Annotated in this window: 14 protein-coding genes; 6 read left to right on the top strand and 8 right to left on the bottom strand. The window is 42.2% G+C overall.

Annotated features, from left to right (window positions below):
• Nucleotides 1-354, top strand: a 354-nt coding sequence (locus ACEYW6_RS12485; protein WP_412979934.1) for a hypothetical protein, incomplete at its 5' end; no start/stop codon positions are given.
• A 192-nt stretch (nt 355-546) separates the two neighbouring features.
• Here the strand turns inward: ACEYW6_RS12485 and ACEYW6_RS12480 are convergent.
• Both ACEYW6_RS12480 and ACEYW6_RS12475 read right to left on the bottom strand, forming a co-directional pair.
• On the bottom strand, nt 547-2,043 hold the full coding sequence (locus ACEYW6_RS12480) for an HlyD family efflux transporter periplasmic adaptor subunit (protein ID WP_412979933.1): 1,497 nt from the start codon (nt 2,041-2,043) through the stop codon (nt 547-549).
• Between the two features lie 129 nt (nt 2,044-2,172).
• A complete protein-coding gene (locus ACEYW6_RS12475; RefSeq protein ID WP_412979932.1) occupies nt 2,173-3,048 on the bottom strand; it encodes an SDR family oxidoreductase in 876 nt (291 codons plus the stop codon).
• Between the two features lie 517 nt (nt 3,049-3,565).
• On the opposite strand from ACEYW6_RS12475, the gene ACEYW6_RS12470 reads away from it, so the two are divergent.
• Nucleotides 3,566-3,802, top strand: a complete 237-nt coding sequence (locus ACEYW6_RS12470) for a hypothetical protein (RefSeq protein ID WP_412979931.1) — start codon at nt 3,566-3,568, stop codon at nt 3,800-3,802.
• Nucleotides 3,803-3,870: 68 nt separating this feature from the next.
• Complete coding sequence (locus ACEYW6_RS12465; RefSeq protein ID WP_412979930.1) at nt 3,871-4,788, top strand: GUN4 domain-containing protein; 918 nt, start codon at nt 3,871-3,873, stop codon at nt 4,786-4,788.
• A 480-nt stretch (nt 4,789-5,268) separates the two neighbouring features.
• On the opposite strand, the gene ACEYW6_RS12460 is transcribed toward ACEYW6_RS12465, so the two are convergent.
• On the bottom strand, nt 5,269-6,171 hold the full coding sequence (locus tag ACEYW6_RS12460) for a S1 RNA-binding domain-containing protein (RefSeq protein WP_412979929.1): 903 nt from the start codon (nt 6,169-6,171) through the stop codon (nt 5,269-5,271).
• Between the two features lie 116 nt (nt 6,172-6,287).
• A complete protein-coding gene (locus ACEYW6_RS12455; protein WP_412979928.1) occupies nt 6,288-7,028 on the bottom strand; it encodes a dienelactone hydrolase family protein in 741 nt (246 codons plus the stop codon).
• 285 nt (nt 7,029-7,313) lie between these two features.
• On the opposite strand from ACEYW6_RS12455, the gene ACEYW6_RS12450 reads away from it, so the two are divergent.
• Complete coding sequence (locus ACEYW6_RS12450) at nt 7,314-8,297, top strand: GntR family transcriptional regulator (protein WP_190892609.1); 984 nt, start codon at nt 7,314-7,316, stop codon at nt 8,295-8,297.
• A gap of 231 nt (nt 8,298-8,528) precedes the next feature.
• On the opposite strand, the gene ACEYW6_RS12445 is transcribed toward ACEYW6_RS12450, so the two are convergent.
• The 4 genes from ACEYW6_RS12445 to tig form a co-directional block, all read right to left on the bottom strand.
• On the bottom strand, nt 8,529-9,449 hold the full coding sequence (locus tag ACEYW6_RS12445; protein WP_412979927.1) for an alpha/beta fold hydrolase: 921 nt from the start codon (nt 9,447-9,449) through the stop codon (nt 8,529-8,531).
• A gap of 104 nt (nt 9,450-9,553) precedes the next feature.
• The gene (gene clpX / locus ACEYW6_RS12440) at nt 9,554-10,894 is read right to left on the bottom strand and encodes an ATP-dependent protease ATP-binding subunit ClpX (RefSeq protein ID WP_190892604.1); all 1,341 of its coding nucleotides are present in this window, start codon (nt 10,892-10,894) and stop codon (nt 9,554-9,556) included.
• 9 nt (nt 10,895-10,903) lie between these two features.
• Nucleotides 10,904-11,602, bottom strand: coding sequence for an ATP-dependent Clp endopeptidase proteolytic subunit ClpP (clpP, locus tag ACEYW6_RS12435; protein WP_190892602.1), 699 nt, complete (start codon nt 11,600-11,602; stop codon nt 10,904-10,906).
• A gap of 351 nt (nt 11,603-11,953) precedes the next feature.
• Nucleotides 11,954-13,387, bottom strand: a complete 1,434-nt coding sequence (gene tig / locus ACEYW6_RS12430; RefSeq protein WP_412979926.1) for a trigger factor — start codon at nt 13,385-13,387, stop codon at nt 11,954-11,956.
• Nucleotides 13,388-14,282: 895 nt separating this feature from the next.
• On the opposite strand from tig, the gene ACEYW6_RS12425 reads away from it, so the two are divergent.
• Both ACEYW6_RS12425 and dapA read left to right on the top strand, forming a co-directional pair.
• The gene (locus ACEYW6_RS12425; RefSeq protein WP_412979925.1) at nt 14,283-15,326 is read left to right on the top strand and encodes an aspartate-semialdehyde dehydrogenase; all 1,044 of its coding nucleotides are present in this window, start codon (nt 14,283-14,285) and stop codon (nt 15,324-15,326) included.
• Between the two features lie 133 nt (nt 15,327-15,459).
• A complete protein-coding gene (gene dapA / locus ACEYW6_RS12420; protein WP_412979924.1) occupies nt 15,460-16,344 on the top strand; it encodes a 4-hydroxy-tetrahydrodipicolinate synthase in 885 nt (294 codons plus the stop codon).
• The last annotated feature ends 42 nt before the right edge of the window (nt 16,345-16,386 follow it).

Genomic DNA, 16,386 nt, shown 5'->3' with positions numbered 1-16,386 from the left:
ATTGCTAGTTTTAATAATTCTGATGTTGGTTCTTTAATAAGTCAGGCAATTACAGAAACAGCAAGATATCTAACACCAGAGACTATTGCTAGTTTTAATAATTCTGATGTTGGTTCTTTAATAAGTCAGGCAATTACAGAAACAGCAAGATATCTAACACCAGCCGAAGGTAATAACGAATTAGTCAATCCAGAATTATGGTCGCGACTCCAAACCTTTGAGAATATCCTGGGCAGCATCAATGTCGATAGCAATGATGATAATAAAGATGAGAATAATCTTGATTTTGGAAAACTACTAGAAGGAATCCAAAAACAAATAGATCAGTATAGAAAATTTTTGGGTATCGCTTGAAAATTATAGCGATTTGCAGTTGATTCCAATACTGTTTTGTTCAAACAATCAACCAAAGCGCTCGTCCATTGTGAATGGGTGTAGGGGTTTAGCAATGCTAAACCCTTACGTTTAGGTATAGTTTGTGGGATGCGTAGGCGTAGCCCGTAGTAGACTTTTGAAGTGGTTATGAAAGCAGGATAAACTACGAAGCTATCTAACGGAAAATGCCTCGTTGAATCGCCGTGTCACAGGCTCAGTAATGAATGTCAAAATTGACTTTTTACGAGTAACAATTTCACCTGTAGCAGCCATCCCTGGTGTAAATTGTACTTCTTGACCCCGAACGTTGGCTGAGTGTTTATTTAGCTTAATTCTGGTGGGAAAAACTAAGCCTAATTCTTTATCAACAATTGCATTCGGACTGACTTGCATAACTTCGCCATTCACAGTGCCAAATTCCTGGAAGGGGAAAGTCGCCATTTTTACTTTTGCCTTCATTCCTTGACGAATAAACCCAATATCGCGGTTGAGAACTTTTACCTCTAAGAGCATTTCTTCTCCTTCTGGCAAAATTGATAGCAATTCTTCACCTGATTGAACTGGCCCCTTGGTGGCTTTAACTCTGTAAATCGTACCGGCAACGGGAGCCTCAATCGTTTCTAAAGCTTGCTGCTTTCTCGCCTGCTCTAATTGACCTTGAATAGTTGTTAGTTCTTCTTTACGCTTGTTGAACTGGGTCAAAATTTCACTTTGGCGTTCTGATGCTACACGCTGGGACTGACTGCGCGCGGCATTGTAAGCTTGTTCTGCTTGGCGAATTTCTTGGACTTGGGCAGCAATATCTTTTTCTAGTGATGTGACTTTATCTTGAGCCTCTGTGATTTTATTCTGGGCGTTGGTTACTTCATCTTGTGCTCTAGTGATTTCTGTCTTTGCACGAGTTAATCTTTCTTGGGCATCCAAGTAATCGACACGAGGTACAGCGCCAGGAGTAATTAAGGTACGTAGGCTTTTTTCCCTTTCTTGAGCAAGCGCCAAATTACTTTCAATTTTGAGCCGAATGCTATCTGCGTTGACAAGGTTGGTTTTAGCATTTGCAACGCTGCTTTTGGCATTCACTAAGTTATCTTGCAATCGGCTCAAGCGGACTTTGGCTTGATCGATGAGTGCTATTTGGCGATTTGCTTCTGCTTCCGCCCCTGCTTGACGTGCTTGGAAGTCTTGCAGACGGGAGCTTAAAAGTTCATCTTGCAGTTTCGTCCCAGTAGTTTTGCCTCCGATGCGTTCTGCATCTAAACGTTGCAAATCGTCCTGAATCAATCTGGTAGATTTAGCTAGACGAGAAACATCGGCTTTCTGCAAGTCTGGATCTTTTTGAATCAGAATTTGACCTTTAGTAACGCGATCGCCTTCTTGCACTTTGACGGCGACAATTGACCCTCCACCCAAGGATGTCACCGGTCTTACCTGTGTAGAAGCAATTAATTCCCCTGGCGCTGTTGCTACTTCATCTATTTGCGAGAAGTACGCCCAAGCGATCGCTCCAAATACTATGACACTGATCGTTCCCGCTAATAATCTAGTGTACAGGGGTGGCAATTCCTGTACCGCCTTCCCCAATTCATAGGTGAGTTGTTCCTCTGGTTGGGCAAATCGCTCTTTTGTCTGACGTGCTTGAGCAGCATTTACAGCTAGGGATGATTTCATAGAATTTTGGATTTTAGATTTTGGATTTTAGATTTTGGATTTTAGATTATTGAGCATTGAGGTTGAGAGTTGGGCATTAGGGATTGAAAATTGAAGATTGAGTTTATGCCCTATGCCCCATTACCTATTTCAAACTGCTAGATAGCGCCGCAAAAAACTTTCTAATGTCTCTAACTGGAAGTTAAAAATTGCCTCTAAATTGGCAATTTCATCTTTTGTACAGAAAAATTCATTTGCTAGCAATGTGCGATAAGTTCCCAAAGTTTTTTGGATTTGGGGATTAAGTAAACCCAATGCACCTTGTAACCCATCAATGATAAATAATGGTGAGTTAATTATTACTGGCTCTTTGATGAAGATCCGACCAAAAATCCGGGGAATATCTTCTCGTAATAAAATCTCCGGCCCTCCCACTGGTAAAATCTGGTTACGAGCGCCTTCAACTGTCACAGAATCCACTACTATTCTTGCTAAATCATCGGTACTGACAATTGAGGTACGGTTTTTGCGATCGCCAATCAGCAGATACAATCCCGTTTCCCGAAATCGTTCTACTAGTGGCAGCAAGTTAGATGCTAATCCAGATGGGCGTAAAATAGTGTAATTCAAGCCACTAGCTTGCAAATATCGTTCTACTGCTCGTTTAGCTTTGAAAACGGGAGCGTCTTCATACCCGCGATCGGCTCCCAGTACGGAAATGAAGACAAAGTGCTCTACACCATTGGCTTTTGCTTGGTCAATCAGTTCAATATTGGCGCGGTAATCTAAAGATAGAGCATCGCTATCAGAACCGTGGGCGCTGATAATATACTTCACACCTTGACTAGCTTTTTGAATATCTTTTTCTTGCAGCAAATCACCGATGAAAATTTCTGCACCCCGGTGTTCTAACTCGCTGTAGCGCGAGGTAAGGCGGACAAATGCCCGCACAGACTGTTCTCGTTGCCGTAGGAGTCGCACAATTCTGCGACCAATTCCTCCCGTTGCTCCAGTTACTAGAAACATATAAATACCTAAATTGAATACTTTCAGCGTTTATAGTTGTCGAAATGCTCGATATATGCTCAAAATCCATTAAGCAATACTTAAACAGAGATATGAGCATATTTTTATACTTAGTAACCATGCTCAAGATATCCTTACGCCAACTCAGCCAATAGGCCACACCTTATTTATCTTAATCTCTAAAAATTATCCCCCATATCTTTGTAGATGCAGGGGATAGGGTAATGGGATTAGTTTTACTAGCTCAATAAGTCAATAGCTTGTTCAAGCGACATCTTAGCTTTGTGCAAATTCAGCAGGCTCTCTTGCTGGTATCGGTCAGGATAGCTCATTTTCCTACCCTCCAAAGTTATCCTAATCAGTTCTGCTTGCTCATCTGTGGGTGAATCTATCTCTTCCATAGCAGAAAAGTAATCTGAAAAGGATAGTTGTCACAAGTGTGTGAATTACTGGGATGAGTCAGCAATCAAGCATATTGAGAAAGCAATATGCTTGATTGCTTGCGGAAAACACCAAAATGAGAAAGCAAACACAGCTTTTGAGTAAGTCAAACGTCATTTTGCTTGCGGAAAACACCAAAATGAGAAAGCAAACACAGCTCTTGAGTAAGTCAAATGCCATTTTGCTTGCGGAAAACACCGAAATGAGAAAGCAAACACAGCTTTTGAGTAAGTCAAATGCCATTTTGCTTATTAAATTCGACTTAATCTATTTTTTCGATGCATTAACTATTAACTTAAGCAAGCAAGAATAAATCAAACTATATTTAATGTGTTGGAAATTATTGCCGATATAGAGAAGTGGATGTGAGGAGACTTATAGATGAGTGACGAAGATCAGTTTGATGTCTTCCTTTGCCACAATAGCAAAGACAAGCCTGAAGTTATAGAAATTGCTCATGAATTAACAAGACAAGGAATTAAACCTTGGCTAGATAAGTGGGAACTCCGTCCTGGTTTAGCATGGCAGGTTTTACTAGAAGAACAAATAGAAAATATTAAATCAGCAGCAGTTTTTGTAGGTAGCAGTGGACTTGGCCCCTGGCAAAGTCAAGAAATGAGAGCTTTTTTAAACGAATTTGTAGAGAGAAAATGTCCCGTGATTCCCGTTTTGCTTGGGAATACACCACAGCAGCCTAAACTCCCAATTTTTCTTGGGGGTAATACGTGGGTTGACTTTCGGACAGATACTGAGGCTATGGAGAACTTAATTTGGGGTATTACTGGAAAACGACCAGAGCGAAAACCAAAGCTACAGGCAGTAATTCAAGCCGATGACCTCAGTTCTGAGAAGGGAGTAAACTACACGCAATTGCGAGATTTGCTAGCAGCAGGCATGTGGAAAGAAGCGGATAAGGAAACTTTAGCTGTCATGCTCAAGGCATCTAGCAGGGAAGAGGAAGGCTGGTTTGATAACGAATCCATCAATATTTTTCCCTGTACTGACTTACGTACTATTGACCAACTCTGGGTAAAGTATAGTAATGGGCGCTTTGGCTTCAGCGTTCAGAAGAAAATTTATCTGAGCGTTGGTGGGAAGGCAGACGGTGAATATTATAAAGAAGCATGGGAGAAATTTGGCGATCGCGTAGGATGGAGAGTGAAAGAAAACTGGATAGATTACTTTGATATAGATTTTAATACTTCAGCATGTGAGGGACACCTGCCTGTGCAGTGGGAAGGTCTCTTGTGGAAGGATTGGAAGGTTGCAATATTTCTTTTCTTGCGTCGAGACTTGTGAAGTCTAACATTTAAGCACTTCAGACTTTTATAAATATTTCTAACAGGTTGTTTTCTACGAGTTAATCAACATTTCAAAGATCCGATACCTGCCACTGGAGGCTGATAAATTCTTGTTTAGTCGTCTTGAGAGGACTTTCACTATTAACCGTAGGTTTCTAACTTATGGCGGGTGATGGGTTAAGGTATAAGTTTCTAGACTCAGGTATTTGCATCATTGCAGAATGTTACCATTGCCCCCACGTCTGCCTCAGAATAAATTCTGCGGCTCATAGCGAAAGTCATCTAAAGCTGACTGAAATTCCTGTTTTACCCGCATTTCCAGCCAGAGGCTAGAAAGAAGTCTGAGAAGAGTTTTCCCAATTTACAATCCCCCTACATCTACAAAGATGTGGGGGAAGTATTAACAATTCAAAATTTAAAATTCAAAATTGTTTCAGACGGTGATTTAAACGCTTTGTGCAAGCAGCCCACCTCAAAACTATTCAGCAGCTTTGTTATTAGCCCTATTAGCCCGCGCCTCAGCTGAAGCCATCACCTCATCCATATTCTCTAACACTTCGCCAGGGAAGTTTTCCAAAACTCTGGTAGAAAGAGCAACCCGCCCTTTACCCTCATCCAAGTCAATAATTACAGCTTTAATTGGCTGACCAACTTTAAATACCTTTTCTAAAGAGTCGATGAATTTTTGGCTTACCTGCTTGATATGAAGCAAAGCCCCCATACCATTTAAATCAACAAACACACCAAAAGGTTTGATGCCAGTAACTTTACCTTCCACCAGTTGACCTAGTTCTAACAAACTGAAGTTGCTAGAACGAGTTGCTAAACGCTGGGAAAGGATGAGTTTGTTGGTGTTTTTATTAATTTCTAAAAAGCCCACAGTCAGATTTTGACCTTTGAGTGCTTCTAAATTATCACGCTCGGCGAGGTGCGATCGCGGAATAAATCCCCGCAAGGAGAGAATATCGACGGTGACACCACCTTTATTCACACCCATAACCTTTACTTGCACAGTCTGAGCATTTTCCTGCATTTGGGCCAATCGTTCCCAGATGTGCTGAATTTCCAACTGCTTTCGAGAAAGGGTGACTTGACCTTCTGCATCCTGATCTCGGATAATCAAAAACTGCATTTCCTCTTGCAATGGCAGCACTTCCGATAAATCGGTAACTGCTCTCAAAGAAGCCTCATCGCGCGGCAGAAAAGCTGACGACTTGCCACCAATATCGACATAGGCTCCATCATGGTCAAGTTGGAATACTTTGCCATGTACAACCTGTCCCTTTTGAAACTGGTAGTCGTGTTTTTCTAGCGCTTTGGCAAAATCGTCCATTGTAAACGACGAATTGGCTGTTTGAGATAGTTTCGATTCGGAATTCATGACTTTTGAAGATTAATTGTTATTTAGATATGGTGCAACTGGAGTTTAGATTGTCATTAGTCACTTGTCATTTGTCATTCGTCAGTTGTCCTTTATTATTCACTAATGACTAATGACTAATTCAGTTGACTAAAGAGTTGTTGGACTTGCTCCCAAGCATCAGCAGCAGCTTTAGGATTATAACTGGCACGACGGTCACAGAAAAATCCGTGATCAGCTCCATCGTAGCGGAACACACGATGAGGAATTTTATATTTTTCTAACTCTGCTTCAATCTCATCTACTTGTTCGGGTGGGATGCTAGCATCTGCTGTGCCAAAGAAGGCATAGAGAGTACCTGGAATTTCTCTGGTGCGGGTAACAGTGGGAGCGCCACCTCCTGGTGTGCGAGTGGTAATTCCAGCACCGTAGAAAGAAGCCGTAGCTTTAACATCTGGTAAGGTAGCTGCAAGATATGCGACATGACCGCCAAAGCAAAAACCAATACAGCCAAAGCCATCTTTTTTCACTTGAGGCAGACTTTTGAGGTAGTCAATTGCTAGTTGAATATCGCTCAATAACTCTGAGGCTTTAGTTTGCATAGCGTAGCCTCTGCCCGTTTCAATATCTTCGGGTGTGTATCCAGTTTCAAAGCCAGGAGCAGTTCGTTGAAAAAGTGCAGGTGCGATCGTTACATACCCAAGTTTGGCAATCCGTTCTGTAACATCCCGAATGTGAACATTAACACCAAAAATCTCTTGTAATACAACCACTCCTGGGTAAGATCCGGGTTCTTTTGGCTCTGCCAGATAAGCAGACACTTGAATATTATCTTGCAAAAGATTAACCGTTGTGGTAATTATTGCTTGCTCTGTCATAATAATTTTTACCAGTGCTATATCATTAGCCGTGTGTTTATTTGATATAACTATGCCAGTATGCTTAGGTTATTTCCATTTAAATTATCAATTACCAATAGTGAGAGCATTAAAATTTCTACCAGAAAAACTTCATGTGTAAATAAAATATTTGACATGTAGCAAATGCAGCTGGTCACTAAAGGAGGGCTGAGTTAAAAGTGCTGAGTAGAAAAGCAACACTTAATACTCAAAACTCAGCACTCATCAGCACTCGTCAGCACTTAGTATTCAGGAGGTTTGGTGATGATTCAATTCCGTATTCAGCCAGACAGCGAAATTCCCGCATCGACCCAGCTGTTTAATCAAATCCGCTTTGCGATCGCTTCTCGGCAATATCCCCCGGCTTACAAATTGCCAAGCACACGGGCACTGGCAATGCAAACTGGGTTACACCGCAACACCATTAGCAAAGTTTACCGTCAACTGGAGGAAGACGGATTTGTTGAAAGTATGGCTGGTTCAGGAATTTATGTTCGGGCCCAAGGTCATGAAGGCGGTAGCAGGCTGCAATCACCAATTCTCAAACAACATCCTGATGCATATCAAGTTGTCCAGCAAGCACTTGATGAACTGCTATCTCAAGGATGTTCACTCAATCAAGCCAGAGAGCTATTTTTAGCGGAAATTGACTGGCGCTTGCGTTGTAGTGCGCGGGTATTGGTTGCAGTTCCATCCTATGATATGGGTGCTGGTGAGTTGATGGTGTATGAATTAGAGCGATCGCTAAAAATACCAGTCCAGTTGGTAGCAATGGAAGAATTAACAGCTGTGCTCGATAAAACTACCTCTGCGACAGTAGTCACAAGTCGGTATTTTATCAGTAATGTGGAAGCGATCGCAGCTCCTAAAGCTGCACGGGTAATACCTCTGGATATATACGACTACAGCAAAGAACTCAGTCTATTGAAAACCCTACCAAAAGAAAACTGTGTAGGCATAGTTAGCCTCAGTTCCGGGATTGCACGAGCAGCAGAAGTCATCCTCCACGGTCTGCGAGGGGATGAACTACTAGTGATGACTTCGCAACCAAAAGATGCTTATAAACTTCAGGCAATGGTTAAACGGGCTGAGGTGATTATAAGTGATCAAGCCAGTTTCGCGGCAGTGCAAGCAGCCGTGCAAGCATCTGATGATGATATTATTCGTCCACCGAAGCTGATTAAGGTTGAAAATTATATCGGTACTAACTCAATTAATTTACTAAAACGAGAACTGGGTTTGGGTTAATCCAAAGATAATTAAGAGAGGGGAAGAATTGTATAGGCGGACACACCTAACAAATAACTCAGGATTATGATTGTAGAAATGCAACTGTATGTTGGTTTAGTAGAAGTAATCAAGTAGATCTCAACCTTTTCAAACCTGCAATGACATTTTTCGATATGACTAAAGAACAGTTCTTTGCGCCTTTGCATGAGGATAATTCATACTTTCAATCAGCAATACCCAAAAAATAAGTTAACTCCCTTGCGGCTCTAGGGTATTAATTCGCAAAAACTCTTGTACCCGTCGCAGGTAAGTTGGTGCATCTTCCAACATAGGGAAATGCGCTGTGTTGGGAATCATCACAAATTCCACCTTGTCACTCAGTGCGGCTGCTTGACGCCCCATCTCGGCTGGAATAATCTTGTCATACTCCCCCGCAATGAGCAGAGTCGGTACTGTCAGCTTGGCAAACTCTTGCGGCATCACTTCAGATTGAGCCTTACTGACTGAAGTAAAAATTGTTCCTAAAGCCGCATCGTAATCTGCTTCAAGAAAATCTTCCAAAAAAGCTTGCCGCTCAGAATGTGGGATAGAACTATATAAAAATCTGGCCATAAACATCCGGTCAACAAATGGAATTTTGCTTAACCACTTGGGACGGAATTTAACTACATAGCCACCAAATTTATGAAAGGCACTAAAGGATTTTTCGTCGTACTCAAAAACGCCACTACAAGTTAAAATTCCTCGCTCTACTCGTTCGGGATAGCGGTTAAAAAATAAAGTAGCAACAGACGCGCCCATTGAATGAGCATTGATATAGACACGCTGAAGATGCAACCCATCTAACAAAGCTGCCAAATCATCAGCGTATTCTTCTAATTCATAGGTTAAGTCTTTGATTGCCTGTGATTCATCCTGGGGTGACTCAGATTCGGCAACAGCTTCACTTGCTTCGGCTATGGTTGGCTTCCCACCAGAACGGCCAAATCCCCGCATATCGTAGAGTAAACAATCAAATTGCTCCGATAAAGCATTAGCAGTATTTTGCCAATACCTAGCTGAACCAGCCCAACCGTGAATGAAAACCATCACTGGTTTTACCAAAGAACCAGATGGTTTTTTCACCCATTCGTAGTAATACTCAACGCCACGAACATTGATATAAGGCATTAGTCATTAGTCCTTTGTCAGTTGTCATTAGTCATTTTCCCTTATTAAATGGTTATTAGTCTTTAGTTTTTGACTAATAACCAATGACTAATGACTAATGACTATTAAGCTGATTCCGGCTTCGGTAGTGAAGATGGATGTATTATAAGTTCGGCAGTCGATCGCTTCTCGACCATCTCCCGTGTTACTGTACAACGTGTTACATCCTTACGGGACGGTAACTCGTACATTACATCCAGCATCAGTTCTTCGACAATTCCTCGTAGCGCTCTAGCACCAGTTTTACGCCGATAGGCTTCTTGAGCGATCGCTCGTAAAGCTTCTGGTTTAAAATCTAACTGGACATTATCCATCTTCAGCAGTTTTTGGTACTGCTTCACTAGGGCACTGCGTGGTTGGGTGAGAATCGCCATCAACGCTTCTTCATCTAGCGGATCTACTACTGCTACCATTGGCACGCGCCCAATAAATTCGGGAATCATGCCAAATTTGACTAAATCATCCGGTGCTAGATGGCGGAGAGTATCTGCTGCCCGTTTTTCCTTCGATTGGCCTTCTCCAGGTTGAACAAAGCCTATTGCTTTTTTACCAACTCTCTGATCTACAACCTTTTCTAAGCCTACGAAAGCACCACCACAGACGAACAAGATATTACTTGTATCAATCTGGATACAGTCTTGATAGGGATGCTTACGCCCTCCTTGGGGTGGTACATTGGCGATCGTTCCCTCTAACATTTTCAGCAAGGCTTGCTGCACACCTTCGCCAGAAACATCACGGGTAATTGACGGGTTCTCACTCTTGCGAGCAATTTTGTCAATTTCATCAATGTAGATAATTCCTCGCTGCGCTTCTTCTATATCTAAATCTGCCACCTGTAACAGTCGCAGCAAGATATTTTCCACATCTTCTCCCACATACCCCGCTTCTGTCAGTGTTGTAGCATCAGCGACGGCAAAGGGTACATCTAGGATTTTCGCTAGGGTTTGCGCTAAGAGAGTTTTGCCGCAACCAGTGGGGCCAATTAACAAGATGTTAGACTTTTGCAATTCTACAGCATCATCTGCCGCAGCTTTGCCACTGGCTTTAGACTGAATCACTGCCAACCGTTTGTAGTGATTGTAAACGGCTACTGACAGCACTTTCTTGGCTTCGTCTTGACCAATAACGTGTTCGTCTAGATACTTTTTAATCTCTCTTGGCTTGGGTATTTGATTAAACGAAATACTAGAAGATTGGGTACGCCGTTTTTGAGGTGGTTCTGCTCTTGGTGCCGGCTGTGCTGCCGCACCATTGGTATCGAGTAACTCCTCGTCTAGTATTTCATTACACAAGTCAACGCATTCATCGCAGATGTAGACTCCCGGCCCCGCGATTAATTTACGCACCTGCTCTTGAGACTTGCCGCAAAACGAACATTTTAAATGGGAGTCGTACTTAGACATACCAGCCTCTTATTTCAGAATGGTGACGTTTTCCCCTGCTGTGGGAAGATTTTGCCTGGAAATGACCTGATCAATCAAACCGTAGTTCTTCGCCTCTTCTGCCGACATGAAAAAGTCGCGCTCAGTATCTGCTTCAATTCTTTCTAAGGGTTGACCAGTATGATGAGACATTAACTGATTCAACTTAGCCTTAATATAAAGAATTTCTCTGGCTTGAATTTCAATGTCAATGGCTTGACCTTGAGCGCCACCAAGGGGTTGGTGAATCATAATCCGGGAGTCAGGCAGAGACATTCGCTTACCGGCAGCCCCTGCTGTCAACAAAAATGCCCCCATGCTCGCGGCTAATCCAAAACAGATGGTAACAACATCAGGGCGAATTTGCTGTATTGTATCATAGATTGCCATCCCTGCGTAGACTGAGCCGCCAGGAGAATTAACATACAGTTGGATGTCTTTTTCTGAGTCTTCAGCGTCTAGGAATAACAACTGAGCCACAATTGAGTTGGCTACAGAATCATCTATTGGCGTTCCCAAAAATATAATCCGCTCTCGCAGCAGGCGGGAGTAGATGTCGAAAGCCCTTTCTCCCATGCCAGATTGTTCCACCACCATCGGCACGATGTTGCTAGGGCTGCTCAACTGGGAGTTAATGTTTATTCGACTTTGGTTGCTGATGGGGTAATTTCCCGACTGCGATACAAGCATACAAGCAAATTTGACGATAATTTAGGACAAATGTTTCAGCAGCAGATGCTGCCTTTTCGACGAATGGGATTTTTATAGCTACGTGTTAACCATTATGCCTCATATAATTTCCTCTCGTGTAACACAGTATCAAGCTCAGGCGATAACATGTGTCACAATTTGCTAAAAACTCATTAATTATTCTGCCTTCATGCCTGAGTTTTCAGGAGTTAAGAGTTATGGGGCATTGGGCATTGAACAATAATTAATAGTTCTTCTCCCCTGCTCCCTGCTCCCTCATCTCTTTTAACTTACCCATTTCACCAGTACTTTAACTCAGAACTGGTGAACTCATGGCTGTGGGATTTTTAATTATCCTTCTGTGACTTCTGTTGAAGCTTCGCTGATTTCTTCCTCTATCTGAGGTGTATCAGCATCTGATTCTGCGTCTTCTGTTTCCTCCGCAGGACTCAAGGAGCCTTCGGGTACAAGTTCAACTGAGGAATGTTCTAATAGCCAATCAATGGTTTTTTCGGTTAATAGTTCGTTTTCCACGATTGAGCGCAGTCTATCTTCATCAACGTCTTGCTCCTCTGGGTACTGTTCTAAAAGTTCTGTAACTCTGGCTGCGATTTCTTCTGGTGTTACCTCGATAGATTCGCGTTTACCAACTTCCCGCAACGACAAGGAACGTTTGATGCGTTCAATAGCCTCAGTACGCGATCGCTCCCGCAATTGCGGAATAATATCTTGAGTAAATAACTTTCTTACATCTAATCCCTGCTGAGACAGCCGCATTGCTGTTTGCGTTAGCATTGCATCCACTTCTTGCTCAATCAAGGTTGCTGGTAAGTCAACTTCTACGTGCTTGAGCAGTTCCGTTAACAACGCTTCCTGTTTATTTGCTTTTGTTTTGTCATCCGCCTCTTTCTGATATCGCTCTACCAAAGAGGCGCGTAACTCCTCTAAGGTTTCAAAATCGCTGATTTCTTGGGCGAAATCGTCATTTACTTCTGGTAGTTCCTTTTCCTTCAATTCTTTGAGCGTCACTGTGAAGGTTGCCGCTTTTCCAGCTAAATCTTCATTAGCATAAGGATCTGGGAACTGTGCTGCAATTTCTTTGGTTTCTTCAGGATTCATCCCCACTATTCCAGAAATAAAGCCTGGAATAAACTTATCTTCCTGCAACTCAACTTGAAAATCAGTTGCTTCGGCTCCAGGAATCGGTTCTAGTTCAGCTGTTTCGTCTTCGCCCTCAACTCTGGCGAATGAACCTTTAAAATCGACTACGGCAATATCACCGATTTGGGCTGAACGTCCTTCTACAGGAATCAATGTCGCCAATTCTTGACGTTCCTTGTCGAGGGTATTTTCCACTTGTTCTGGATCGAACTTAACTTCTTCAGCTTTAGCTTGCAAATCAGTGTATTGCACTAGATTCACTTCTGGTTCTACATCGACAGTGGCTGAAATCGTCAGGGGTTTTCCAGGTTCATAATTCGTAATCAAATCCTCAAAAGAAGAGCGCAATTGCGGCTGACCTATTGCCGGGATAGCTTCTTGTTTAACTGCTTGCTCAATGCCGTCTTGAATTATTTCTTCCAGTGCTGCTGCCTTGATACGAGTTGTACCCAGCCGTTGCAGCAATATCGGCCGAGGTACCTTGCCTTTACGAAACCCAGGAATATTGGCAGTACTCGCTAAGTTTTTAATGACCTGTTCGTAAGTTTGCTTGGTAATTTCTGGCGTAATCTCTATTTCCAGACCAATTTGGCTGGCGGGAAGTTTTTCCTGGGTAACTTTCATGCTTCGTCTCTAGTTTTCTGGTATTGTAATCTCCGAGTACACACAAGACGCAATAATTGTTCGCGTTTATGGCTTGATGTCTCTTAGGGAGGATGGGAAGTTGTTACAAGGCTTCATAACATCCAAGGATGCATGGTGTGTCCTGGCACAGAGATCCAGTTTACTGCCAATGGCCAAGGACTTGACAATTTACCGTCATAACAATTATTGACACTCCCAGGGCTAAGAGCGTCTGGGGTTTCTTGCCGAATATTTGTAATTAAGTGCTGAATCATTGTGGATTAGGAAGAGTTTAATCCTTACTTCCCAGTCTGTAATCTTCAGTTAGTCTGAATTTAGCACTGGAAACTTAGGAATTAATTCTTCAGTGGGCTAACATCGTGATATCCTGGTTTTCAGCCAGTAGTTAGTACTTCAAAGTTATAGCATTGAGTCTAGCTATATTGTGGTACAAGAGTAAATCTGCTGCCTAGCCACATAGCTCGATTTGATGGTTTGCCGATTTTATAACATTTGCATCATAATACATTCATCATCCTGGCAACCCACTTTATAGGCAAGAGCTTTATTCACCTTGCAGAGCAAAAGCCTAAGTGCAGATATGATCTATGTTTCCTGCTAAATGACGGTTTGTTGTATAATACAATAATATAGTTTAGATAAATAGAATAAACGGGACTGCGGTTGTTGTAAAATGCAACATTAAATTAATGTATTAAATAACCAAGCAATAAATTTATTGAATCTATCTATAAAGATAGACTAAATTAGAGAAAAATCTAAATCTATTCAAAACTTATTTCAAGACTGCGATCACTGATCGCGATTTAAATATAAGCAAATTGTCAATTGTTCCAAAAAATTGTAGGAAAATCTCTTAAAGGAGGAAGCAAATTTGTCGAAATCCTATCGTTTAGCTATTTTGGGAGCAACTGGCGCAGTTGGCACAGAGTTGCTGGAATTATTGGAAAGCCGTAATTTTCCAATTGGTGACTTAAAGTTATTGGCATCAGAGCGAAGTGTCGGTCGATCGCTACAGTTTAAAGGTGAAAATATACCAGTAGAGCCAGTGAGCGATCGCGCCTTTGAAAATGTAGATATAGTACTAGCAAGTGCAGGTGGTTCCACATCGAAAACTTGGGCAGCAATTGCCGTAGAAAAGGGCGCCGTGGTAATTGACAACTCCAGTGCCTTTCGGATGAACCCGGAAGTACCCTTAGTAGTACCAGAGGTGAATCCACAAGCCGCAGCTAATCATCGAGGTATTATTGCAAACCCCAACTGTACAACAATTTTAATGACTGTGGCAGTATGGCCATTGCATAAAGTTAAACCAGTACAACGCATCGTAGCCTCAACCTACCAATCTGCTAGTGGTGCTGGTGCCAGAGCAATGGCAGAAGTAAAAACCCAAACAAGCGCTATACTACAAGGACAGCCGCCAGTTGCAGAGGTATTGCCTTACCCACTGGCATTTAATTTATTCCCGCATAACTCACCATTAAACGATTTGGGTTATTGTGAGGAAGAAATGAAAATGGTCAACGAAACCCGAAAAATATTTGGCACGCAGCAAATCAGAATCACTGCAACCTGTATACGGGTTCCCGTACTCCGCGCTCATTCAGAAGCCATTAATTTAGAATTTGAGACTCCCTTTAGTGCAGAGGAAGCCAGAAAAATTTTAAATTCCTCCCCTGGAGTGAAATTGGTAGAAGATTGGGAAACTAATCATTTTCCAATGCCAATTGAAGCAACTGGTAGAGATGAAGTTTTAGTGGGAAGAATTCGTCAAGATATTTCTCATCCCTGTGGCTTGGAATTATGGTTGTGCGGTGACCAAATCCGCAAAGGTGCAGCATTGAATGCAATACAAATCGCCGAGTTGCTAGTAGAACAAAATCTGCTCCAATCTACTAAAGCTTATGTTTCAAGCTAATTATTAGTAAAATTAAACAACTAATGAAAAAGACCAAATGTGCAAATCACTGTTGAAAGCAATTTGCAGATAGGTTATTACAATAGAAAACCACCAAGATACAAAAACATGGGTAATCAGGAGTGAAAACAGGGTGGGAGATTTTGGCAATGTTTTAACCGCTATGATTACGCCGTTTAAAGCAGATGGTAGTGTCAATTATGATGTAGCAGCAGAACTGGCAGCGCATCTAGCTAACAACGGTACAGATACACTGGTGGTATGCGGCACAACAGGAGAATCCCCTACTTTAAGTTGGGATGAGGAATACCAATTGTTTGTCGAAGTATTGCAGTCTGTGGCAGGCAAAGCCAAGGTGATTGCAGGTTGTGGTTCAAATTCTACCAAAGAAGCGATCGCAGCTACCCAAAAAGCGTCTAAAATAGGAGTACATGGTTCCTTACAAGTTGTTCCTTATTACAACAAACCGCCACAAGCGGGATTGGAAGCGCACTTTCAGTCCATAGCACAAGCCTGTCCCGACTTACCTTTGTTGTTATACAATGTCCCAGGTCGTACCGGACAAAACCTTCAGCCAGAAACAGTTGCCAGGTTAGCTGAGGTTAGCAATATTGTCGGAATTAAAGAATCCACTGGTAGTATAGATCAGGCAAGCGAAATTCGTCGCTTGACACCAAAAGAATTCGACATCTACTCTGGTGATGATTACATGACTTTGCCCTTGTTAGCGATCGGGGCAAAGGGTGTGGTAAGTGTGGCTTCTCATTTGGTAGGAAACCAACTACAGCAAATGATCCAAGCTTTTAGTGCGGGAAAAATTGAAGTAGCCAGTGAGATTCATCTCCAACTCTTCCCGTTGTTTAAAGCTTTATTTCTCACTTCAAATCCCATTCCAGTGAAAAAAGCACTGAAACTTCAAGGTTGGCAGGTTGGTTCAACTCGTCCACCACTATGTGAAGCTGATTTAGAAGTAAGTCAAAAGTTAGAAGCGGTTCTGAAAGAACTTAGTTTAATCTAGCCACCATCTGGTTAAGCTTTGGTAAGCTACTGCTTTCTAAAG

It is taken from the genome of Nostoc sp. UIC 10607, assembly GCF_047228265.1.
Lineage (GTDB): Bacteria > Cyanobacteriota > Cyanobacteriia > Cyanobacteriales > Nostocaceae > Nostoc > Nostoc foliaceum_A.
The sequence above is the reverse complement of the archived record's forward strand: the minus strand, read 5'-3'. Positions and strand labels throughout refer to the sequence as shown.